This window comes from Streptomyces adustus, assembly GCF_009377175.1.
Taxonomy (GTDB): domain Bacteria; phylum Actinomycetota; class Actinomycetes; order Streptomycetales; family Streptomycetaceae; genus Streptomyces; species Streptomyces adustus.
In genome coordinates this window covers 1-9,218 of the sequence record NZ_VJZD01000321.1, presented here as the reverse complement: position 1 = coordinate 9,218, position 9,218 = coordinate 1, and the positions used below count along the sequence as shown (strand labels likewise).

Here is a 9,218-nt window from a genome sequence, read left to right as displayed (position 1 = left end):
CCCCAACACCCCGCCCCCACCGGCGGTACCCTGACCAGGCACATCCGTACACGCGCGTGTTACCCGCGCACGCACCCGCCGAAGGGACCGCCCATGCCGCTCGAAGCCGGCCTCCTGGAGATCCTCGCCTGCCCGGCCTGCCACGCGCCGATCACTGAGCAGGACGACGAACTCGTCTGCACCGGCCAGGACTGCGGTCTGGCCTACCCCGTCCGCGACGGCATCCCCGTCCTCCTCGTCGACGAGGCCCGCCGCCCCGCGTAACGACGACCGGCGATCGGAGACTGCCGCCCATGCTCGACGAATCGCTGCTCGACGCACCGGAGGCCCTCGCCGAGGCCGACCGCCGCGCCCTCCTGCGCGGCGCCGCCGAGGCAGGCGCCCGGGTGCGCACGGCCGCCCGGCACGCCGCCGAGGCGGGCGTCCACGGCCTCAAGCCCGACGGCCGCCCCCGCGCCGTCCTCATCGCGGGTCCCGGCGCCGCCGCCACCTGTGCCGCCGACCTGCTCGGCACCCTCGCCGGTGCCGGCAGCCCGGTCACCCGGCTGGCCCCCACCGGCGTCGCCCCGGCCTCCGGCGCCCTGCGCTGGGAACTCCCCGGCTGGGCGGGCTCGGTGGACCTGCTCCTGATCGCCACCCCCGACGGCACCGAGCCGTCCCTCTCCCTCCTCGCCGACCAGGCCTACCGCCGCGGCTGCTCCGTCGTCGCGGTGGCCCCCGCCGCAACCCCGCTCGTCGAAGCGGTGGCGGGCGCCCACGGTCTCTTCGTACCGATGGCGACCGCCCCGTACGACGAGACCGACGAACGACCCCTCACCGCCTCCGCGCCCGGGGTCTTCTGGGCGCTGCTCACCCCGCTGCTGGCCCTCCTGGACCGCGTCGGCCTGCTCACCGCTCCGCCCGAGGCGGTCGAGAGGGTCGCCGACCGCCTCGACCACATCGCCGAACGCTGCGGTCCCGCCGTCGCGACCTACAGCAACCCCGCCAAGACCCTGGCCGCCGAACTCGCCGACTCGCTCCCGGTGATCTGGACCGAGGGCGTCTCGGCCGGCCCGGCCGGCCGCCGCTTCTCCGCGGCCCTCGCCGAACTCGCGGGCCGCCCCGCCCTCGTGGCCGAACTGCCCGAGGCGCTCGCCGCGCACAACGCCCTGCTGGCCGGCCCGCTCGCCGCCAGCGCAGACCCGGACGACTTCTTCCGCGACCGGGTGGAGGAACCGCCCGCCTTCCACGCGCGCGTGGTGCTGCTGCGCGACCGCCCCACCGACGGCCTGACCGCGGCCCCCTCGGCCCGCGACCTGGCCCTCAGTCACGACACGCCGATCAGCGAGCTGGAGCCGGAGACCGGCGGCGAACTGGAGACCCTCGCGGAACTGATCGCCATCACCGATTTCGCCGCCGTTTACCTGGCGCTCGCCTCCGGTGCCTGATCCTTGGTCCGCACCTTCCGACGAGCGCCCGCCGCGCCGCGTACCCACGGAGACTGAAACTCAGCATGGACCGCCTCGACAACACCGTCCGCCCCTACGCCTGGGGTTCCGTCACCGCCATTCCGACCCTGCTGGGTGTCGAACCGACCGGCGAGCCGCAGGCGGAGATGTGGATGGGAGCCCACCCCGGCGCACCCTCGCGCACGGAGCGCGGCACCCTGGTCGAGGTGGTCGACGCCGACCCCGAGAAGGAACTCGGTGCGGCGGCGGTGGCCAGGTTCGGCCCCCGCCTCCCGTTCCTCCTCAAGCTCCTCGCGGCCGACGCGCCCCTCTCCCTCCAGGTCCACCCCGACCTGGCGCAGGCGAAGGAGGGATTCGCGCGGGAGGAGCGCGAGGGCGTGCCCGTCGACGCCCCCCACCGCAACTACAAGGACGCCAACCACAAGCCCGAACTGATCTGTGCGCTCACCGAGTTCGACGGCGTGTGCGGCTTCCGCGACCCGCTCCGGGCCGCCGACCTGCTCGACGGCCTCGGCGTCGACTCCCTCAAGCCGTATGTCGACCTGCTGCACGCCCACCCCGAGGAAGCGGCCCTGCGCGAGGTGTTGACCGCGATCCTCACCGCCGACCGCGAGCAGATGGCCCACACCGTCGCCGAGACCACGGCGGCCTGCGACCGTCTCGGCGGGGACTACGCCCCGTACGCCGGCCTCGCCCACCACTACCCGGGCGACCCCGGAGTCATCGCCGCGCTGCTGCTCAACCACGTCAGGCTCCAGCCCGGCGAGGCCCTCTTCCTCGGCGCCGGCGTCCCGCACGCCTACTTCAGCGGCCTCGGTGTCGAGATCATGGCCAACTCCGACAACGTCCTGCGCTGCGGACTGACGCCCAAGCACGTGGACGTCCCCGAACTCCTGCGCGTCGTCCGCTTCGAGGCCGCCGACCCCGGCGTACTGCGTCCGGAGGCGTCGCCCGACGGCGAAGAGGTCTACGAGACCCCCATCGACGAGTTCCGGCTGTCCCGGTACGTCCTCGCCGACGGCGGCCCCGTCCGCGACCTCACGCGGACGGCCCCGCAGATCCTGCTCTGCACGGCCGGAACCGTACGGGCGGGCGAACACGACCTGCACCCCGGGCAGTCCGTGTTCGTCCCGGCGGGTGAAAAAGCCGAAGTGTCCGGTGTCGGTACGGTGTTCAGGGCCACTGTGATCGCCTGAGGCAGCCTGCGCGGGTGGCCTGCCGCGGCTCCGTCGGACCGGGCTGCAACAATGTCCCACCGGCAAAGGACGGGCAAAGCCACCCGCGGGCGGCGCCCCGGACGGCCTACGCACGAAGGCGAAGGGACAACGCGAACACATGAGCGCGTCAGGCGGCACCAAGGCGATCGTGGCGGCACTCGGGGCCAATCTCGCGATCGCGGCATCGAAGTTCGTGGCGTTCGCGTTCAGCGGCTCCTCCTCGATGCTCGCCGAGGGCGTGCACTCGCTCGCCGACTCGGGCAACCAGGCACTGCTGCTGGTCGGCGGCAAGAAGGCACAGCGCGAGGCCACCCCGCAGCACCCCTTCGGCTACGGCCGCGAGCGCTACATCTACGCCTTCCTCGTCTCGATCGTCCTCTTCACCGTCGGTGGCATGTTCGCCATCTACGAGGGCTACGAGAAGATCCAGCACCCGCACGACATCGAGCACTGGTACTGGCCGGTGGGCGTGCTCGTGTTCGCGATCATCGCCGAGGGCTTCTCCTTCCGCACCGCCATCAACGAGTCGAACGAACTGCGCGGGGCGCTGTCCTGGTCGCAGTTCATCCGTCGCGCCAAGGCGCCCGAGCTGCCCGTCGTCCTCCTGGAGGACTTCGGCGCCCTGATCGGTCTGGTCCTCGCCCTCGGCGGCGTCGGCCTCGCGCTGCTCACCGGCGACGGCGTCTGGGACGGCATCGGCACCGTCTGCATCGGTGTCCTGCTCGTCCTGATCGCCCTCGTCCTCGCCGCCGAGACCAAGTCCCTGCTCCTCGGCGAGGCCGCGGGCACGGAGGAGGTCAGGAAGATCGAGGCCGCGATCGTCGACGGCGACACGGTCACCCGCGTCATCCACATGCGCACGCTCCACCTCGGCCCCGAGGAACTGCTGGTCGCCGCGAAGATCGCCGTCCAGCACGACGACACGGCCACCGAGGTGGCGAAGGCCATCGACGCCGCCGAGGCCCGCATCCGCGAGGCCGTCCCGATCGCCCGCGTGATCTACCTGGAGCCGGACATCTACAGCGAGGCCCAGGCCGCCAAGGGCCCGAACCCCGCGGCGACGCCCGGCGGCCCGACCCCGGGCGCCTCCGGCCACTGATCCCGGCCGACATCCCGTTCGGTCGCCGCGGCGGCACAGGCCACGGCGGCGGTACCGACACCGCCGCCCATCGCCGCCCGACCAGGGCGGCGACCTCCGGAGCACCCCGGCCCGACCGAGCACCACCCCGCTTCCGTGGCCGAGATCGGCCGGGCACGTCCCGAGACGGACTGGGGCGGGCGGGCCCGCCGGTGTAGCTTGGGGTGGAGTCAGACGTCGCTGCTGATGGCGGTCGGGCGGTCCCGGTGTGGATCGTCCGAGGGAGAGAGGGCCTCCGACGGACGGACTGCGCTGCGCACACGCCGGCATGGCTGTGCCCCTTTCGGGCACCCCTGTGTCCGCCGTCGCGCAGAACAGCCCTATCCACCTCGCCCCGATACCGAGGAGCAGCCCGCAATGACGACTGTCGACAACCGACAGGACTTCAAGGTCGCCGACCTCTCCCTGGCCGAGTTCGGCCGCAAGGAGATCACCCTCGCCGAGCACGAGATGCCCGGCCTGATGTCGATCCGCAAGGAGTACGCCGAGACGCAGCCCCTCGCGGGCGCCCGCGTCACCGGCTCCCTGCACATGACGGTGCAGACCGCCGTCCTCATCGAGACCCTGGTCGCCCTCGGCGCCGAGGTCCGCTGGGCCTCTTGCAACATCTTCTCCACCCAGGACCACGCGGCCGCGGCCATCGCCGTCGGCCCGAACGGCACCCCCGACAACCCGCAGGGCGTCCCGGTCTTCGCCTGGAAGGGCGAGACCCTGGAGGAGTACTGGTGGTGCACGGAGCAGGCGCTGACCTGGCCGAACAGCCCCACCGGCGGCCCGAACATGATCCTGGACGACGGCGGTGACGCCACCCTCCTCGTGCACAAGGGCGTCGAGTACGAGAAGGACGGCAAGGTCCCCTCGCCCGACACCGCCGAGTCCGACGAGCACCGCGTCATCCTCGAACTGCTGAACCGCACGATCACCGAGGGCTCCCAGAAGTGGACCCAGCTCGCCTCGGAGATCCGCGGCGTGACCGAGGAGACCACGACGGGCGTCCACCGCCTGTACGAGATGCAGCGCGACGGCGTCCTGCTGTTCCCCGCGATCAACGTGAACGACGCCGTGACGAAGTCGAAGTTCGACAACAAGTACGGCTGCCGGCACTCCCTGATCGACGGCATCAACCGCGCCACCGACACCCTGATCGGCGGCAAGACCGCCGTCGTCTGCGGCTACGGCGACGTGGGCAAGGGCTGCGCGGAGTCCCTGCGCGGCCAGGGCGCCCGCGTGATCATCACCGAGATCGACCCGATCTGCGCGCTCCAGGCGGCGATGGACGGCTACCAGGTCACGACCCTCGACGAGGTCATCGACAAGGCCGACATCTTCGTCACCACGACCGGCAACAAGGACATCATCATGGCCGCGGACATGGCCAAGATGAAGCACCAGGCCATCGTGGGCAACATCGGCCACTTCGACAACGAGATCGACATGGCCGGCCTCGCCAAGATCCCCGGCATCGTCAAGGACGAGGTCAAGCCGCAGGTCCACACCTGGAAGTTCCCCGACGGCAAGGTCATCATCGTGCTGTCGGAGGGCCGTCTGCTGAACCTGGGCAACGCCACCGGTCACCCCTCCTTCGTGATGTCGAACTCCTTCGCGGACCAGACGCTGGCCCAGATCGAGCTGTACGCCAAGCAGTCGGAGTACCCGATCGGCGTCTACACGCTGCCCAAGCACCTCGACGAGAAGGTCGCCCGGCTCCACCTGGACGCGCTCGGCGTCAAGCTGACGACGCTGCGCCCGGAGCAGGCGGCGTACATCGGCGTCGAGGTCGAGGGCCCCTACAAGTCCGACCACTACCGCTACTGAGTCCCGGCCCACCCGCGGTGAGCGCGTCCACGAACCCGGCGCGCTCCTCCGCAGCGGACCCCAGCACCTCCGAGGCAGGCCCCCGCACCCCCGTGTCGGGGGCCTGCCCCATTGGTGCCCCCCGGCCGGAACCGCCCGTCACGACGCTCCGGCCAGCCCGTCAAGACCCAGGACCCCCATGCCCCGCGGCCGTTATTCGCTCCACGATCCGCACGATCACACCCCCCTCGCACGAGAGCACTTCCACTGCGCCCCCGGCCCCTCCGGCTGGCGCTACGTCTCCCAGCTGACCTCCCCCTCGGGCGAGCACACCGGCTCGGTCGACCTCGCCCTCGACGAGCTGGGCCGCCCCATCCGACTCGAACTCCACGCGAGGGGCTGGCAGGTCCGCGGCGCCGCCCTCGACGGCGTCACCTGGGTCCGTACGGACCCCACCGGCGGTCATGCCACCGAAGGCAATGTCCCGGCGCACGCCTTCACCGGCACGTCCCCCGCGTTCCTCGTCGCCACCGCCCGGCTGCTGCGCCTCACCCCCTCCGCCTCGGCGACCCGGGTGCGCCTGGTCGCCTTCACCGACCCGGTCCTCGCCCCGCGCACCGTGGACCAGTCCTGGGCCTTGGTGAAGAGAGAAACACACGCCACTGACAGTGGCCCCCTGACCGTGGACGAGTACCAGGTCACAGCCCTGGACACCGGCGAGCGGCATGCCGTGCACCTCGCCGGCGACGTGGTGCTCGCGGCTCCGGGCATCGAGCTGGAGGACCTGGAATCGCCGCCTTCGGTGTTCGCCTGAGGCGAGCGGGGATCACGCGGGCGGCGCGAACCCGGACGAGGGGCGGTCGGTCGGCGTCGTCGCCCCCGAGGAGCCCGAGGGCGCGTCCCCCGAGACCGCGGGCCCGTCCGTCGGCCCGTGCGACGGGGGCAGCGGAGCGGAAGGCCCGGCCGCCGTGGCCGTGGGGACCGGAACCACGTGGGCCGGAGCCGGGGGCACGGGGGAGGCGTGCGGGCCGTGCACGACCGGCACCCCGCCGGTGGGCGCCGTGGTCGGCGTCCCGTTCCCGAACGTCCGGCGGACCTCCCGGGCCTGCCGTTCCTGTACCACCGCCGCCAGATAGGCGGCCGGCACCACCCCCTGCGGCACCGGAGTCCCCGTACGGTCCGCGAGATCCGTGGCGAGCCGCGCGGCCATGGCCCAGCCGACCTGCGGGTCCAACTGCCGCATCCGGGTCAGGTACTGCCGGATCGCCAGCCACAGATCATCGGGCACCGAGGACAGATCAAGCCCGGAGAACCGCCCGGCGAGCCAGGGCGGAGGCGGCGGCACGAAGCCGGTCCGCGCCGCGGGCACCCGCTCGCGTACGACCAGAGTCCCGGCGAACACGTCCCCGATCCGTCGTCCCCGCGCAGACACGAGCGAGGCGATGACGGCCACCACTCCGAGCGTCAGCAGAATCTCGACCACACCGATCGCACCCCGTACCAGCGCGTGCCGGAACCGGATCGGCCCGCCGTCGTCGCGGACCACGCGCAGCCCGACCGCCATCTTCCCGAGCGAACGCCCGTGGCTGAGCGTCTCCACCGCGATCGGGCCGCCCACCAGTACGAGGAGGAACGCCGCGATCGACACCGCGATCTGCGCGGCCTCGTCCAGGGAAGCCGTGGACAGCACCAGGGCCACCATCACCGCGACGTAGACGACCACGGCGACGGCCATGTCGAGCAAGATGGCCAAAGTCCTGCTGGGCAGCCTCGCGGGACGTAGCTCCAGAGCCACCGCCTCGCCCGTCACCAGCTCACTCACGTCCGCCGTCCCTTCCCTGGCCTGCCCCGAGGACGGCCAGTCTGCCAAGCTGAGGGCGCATCGCGCCGCAGTACGAAAAGCCGACACCACGACGAGCCGCCGACGAACAGCTCAGGAGCAGGCAAAACCGATGGACCTCGACGTCTTCGTCTCCGCCCACCGAGCCGAGTGGGACCGCCTGGACACCCTGCTGAAGCGCCGACGCCGACTGACCGGGGCCGAGGTCGACGAGCTCGTCGTCCTCTACCAGCGCACCGCCACCCACCTCTCGCTGATCCAGTCCAGTGCCCCTGATCCGCAGCTGACCGGTCGGCTCAGCCAGCTGGTGGCACGCGCGCGTGGTGCGGTGACCGGTACCCGCGCCGCGTCGTGGCGTGACGTCACCCGTTTCCTGACCCAGGGCTTTCCCGCCGCGGTCTACCGGTCCCGGCACTGGTGGGTGCCGACCGCGCTGGTCTCCACCGTGGTGGGGGTACTGCTCGCCTGGTGGATCGGCACCCATCCCGAAGTGCAGTCCTCCATAGCGGCCCCCAGCGAACTGCGTGAGCTCACCCGCCCGGGGGGCGAGTACGAGACGTACTACTCCTCCCACCCGGCCGCCGCGTTCGCGGCACAGGTCTGGACGAACAATGCCCAGGCCGCCGCGATGTGCCTGGTCCTCGGTGTCTTCCTGGGCCTGCCCGTCCTGTGGATCCTCTTCGAGAACATGCTGAACCTCGGCGTCGGCCTGGGCCTGATGTCCTCCGCCGGACGGCTGGACACGTTTCTCGGCCTGCTCCTTCCGCACGGTCTGCTGGAACTGACGGCGGTCTTCGTCGCCGCCGGCACCGGTCTGCGACTCGGCTGGACCCTTGTCGACCCCGGCCCGCGCAGCCGACGCACGGCCCTCGCGGAGGAGGGACGCGCCGCAGTGGGCATGGCGATCGGGCTCGCTCTGGTCCTCTTCGTCTCCGGTGCGATCGAAGGCTTCGTCACGCCATCGGGCCTGCCGACCTGGGCCCGCATAGGCATCGGCGTAGCCGCTGAGCTGGCCTTTCTCGCGTATGTGTACATCCTGGGCGGCCGTGCCGCTCGCACCGGGGAGACCGGCGACATCGAGGAGGCCGAGCGCAGCGCGACCGTGCCGACGGCCGCCTGATGTGCGAGCACCCTTGCAGAGCTGTTAATCTTTCCTTCGCCCCGCAGGAGCTGTTGACGCAGCCCGCGCGGGGAGGTAGATTTACACAGTTGCCTGGAACTGGATCCGATCCGGTCGGCGACGGTGAGCAGTCTTCCTGCTCCTTGGAACATTGATTCCGGGAAGCCCCGATTCACTCGGAAATGGATGGCCGATCAAACGGCCGGAAACTTCTGATAAAGTCGGAACCGCCGGAAAGGGAAACGCGAGAGCGGGAACCTGGAAAGCACCGAGGAAATCGGATCGCGAAACGGTCTGATAGAGTCGGAAACGCAAGACCGAAGGGAAAAAGCCCGGAGGAAAGCCCGAGAGGGTGAGTACAAAGGAAGCGTCCGTTCCTTGAGAACTCAACAGCGTGCCAAAAATCAACGCCAGATATGTTGATACCCCGTCTCCGGCCGATCGGCTGGAGCGAGGTTCCTTTGAAATAAACACAGCGAGGACGCTGTGAACCGCCGGATCATTCCTCCGGTGGTTCCGCTCTCGTGTGTGTGCACCGGATTACCGGTAAACATTCACGGAGAGTTTGATCCTGGCTCAGGACGAACGCTGGCGGCGTGCTTAACACATGCAAGTCGAACGATGAAACCCTTCGGGGTGGATTAGTGGCGAACGGGTGAGT

8 protein-coding genes and 1 rRNA gene are annotated in these 9,218 nt (G+C 70.9%); 8 read left to right on the top strand and 1 reads right to left on the bottom strand.

Annotated elements, in window-relative coordinates; translation table 11 throughout:
• Positions 1-93: 93 nt before the first annotated feature.
• From FNH09_RS41775 to FNH09_RS41750, 6 genes are all read left to right on the top strand, one after another.
• A complete protein-coding gene (locus tag FNH09_RS41775) occupies positions 94-264 on the top strand; it encodes a Trm112 family protein (protein WP_152895083.1) in 171 nt (56 codons plus the stop codon).
• Between the two features lie 29 nt (positions 265-293).
• Positions 294-1,427, top strand: coding sequence for an SIS domain-containing protein (locus FNH09_RS41770; RefSeq protein ID WP_152895082.1), 1,134 nt, complete (start codon positions 294-296; stop codon positions 1,425-1,427).
• A gap of 65 nt (positions 1,428-1,492) precedes the next feature.
• Positions 1,493-2,644, top strand: coding sequence for a mannose-6-phosphate isomerase, class I (gene manA / locus FNH09_RS41765; protein WP_152895081.1), 1,152 nt, complete (start codon positions 1,493-1,495; stop codon positions 2,642-2,644).
• 139 nt (positions 2,645-2,783) lie between these two features.
• Positions 2,784-3,764, top strand: coding sequence for a cation diffusion facilitator family transporter (locus FNH09_RS41760; protein WP_152895080.1), 981 nt, complete (start codon positions 2,784-2,786; stop codon positions 3,762-3,764).
• 396 nt (positions 3,765-4,160) lie between these two features.
• On the top strand, positions 4,161-5,618 hold the full coding sequence (ahcY, locus tag FNH09_RS41755; protein ID WP_152895079.1) for an adenosylhomocysteinase: 1,458 nt from the start codon (positions 4,161-4,163) through the stop codon (positions 5,616-5,618).
• Between the two features lie 178 nt (positions 5,619-5,796).
• On the top strand, positions 5,797-6,411 hold the full coding sequence (locus FNH09_RS41750) for a hypothetical protein (RefSeq protein WP_152895078.1): 615 nt from the start codon (positions 5,797-5,799) through the stop codon (positions 6,409-6,411).
• 12 nt (positions 6,412-6,423) lie between these two features.
• Here the strand turns inward: FNH09_RS41750 and FNH09_RS41745 are convergent, their stop codons facing one another.
• Positions 6,424-7,419, bottom strand: a complete 996-nt coding sequence (locus FNH09_RS41745) for an RDD family protein (RefSeq protein ID WP_162469896.1) — start codon at positions 7,417-7,419, stop codon at positions 6,424-6,426.
• A 130-nt stretch (positions 7,420-7,549) separates the two neighbouring features.
• Here FNH09_RS41745 and FNH09_RS41740 point away from each other — a divergent pair, with 130 nt between their 5' ends.
• Both FNH09_RS41740 and FNH09_RS41730 read left to right on the top strand, forming a co-directional pair.
• The gene (locus FNH09_RS41740; RefSeq protein WP_152895076.1) at positions 7,550-8,557 is read left to right on the top strand and encodes a stage II sporulation protein M; all 1,008 of its coding nucleotides are present in this window, start codon (positions 7,550-7,552) and stop codon (positions 8,555-8,557) included.
• A gap of 553 nt (positions 8,558-9,110) precedes the next feature.
• Positions 9,111-9,218 (top strand): 16S ribosomal RNA (locus FNH09_RS41730); the annotation flags it as partial.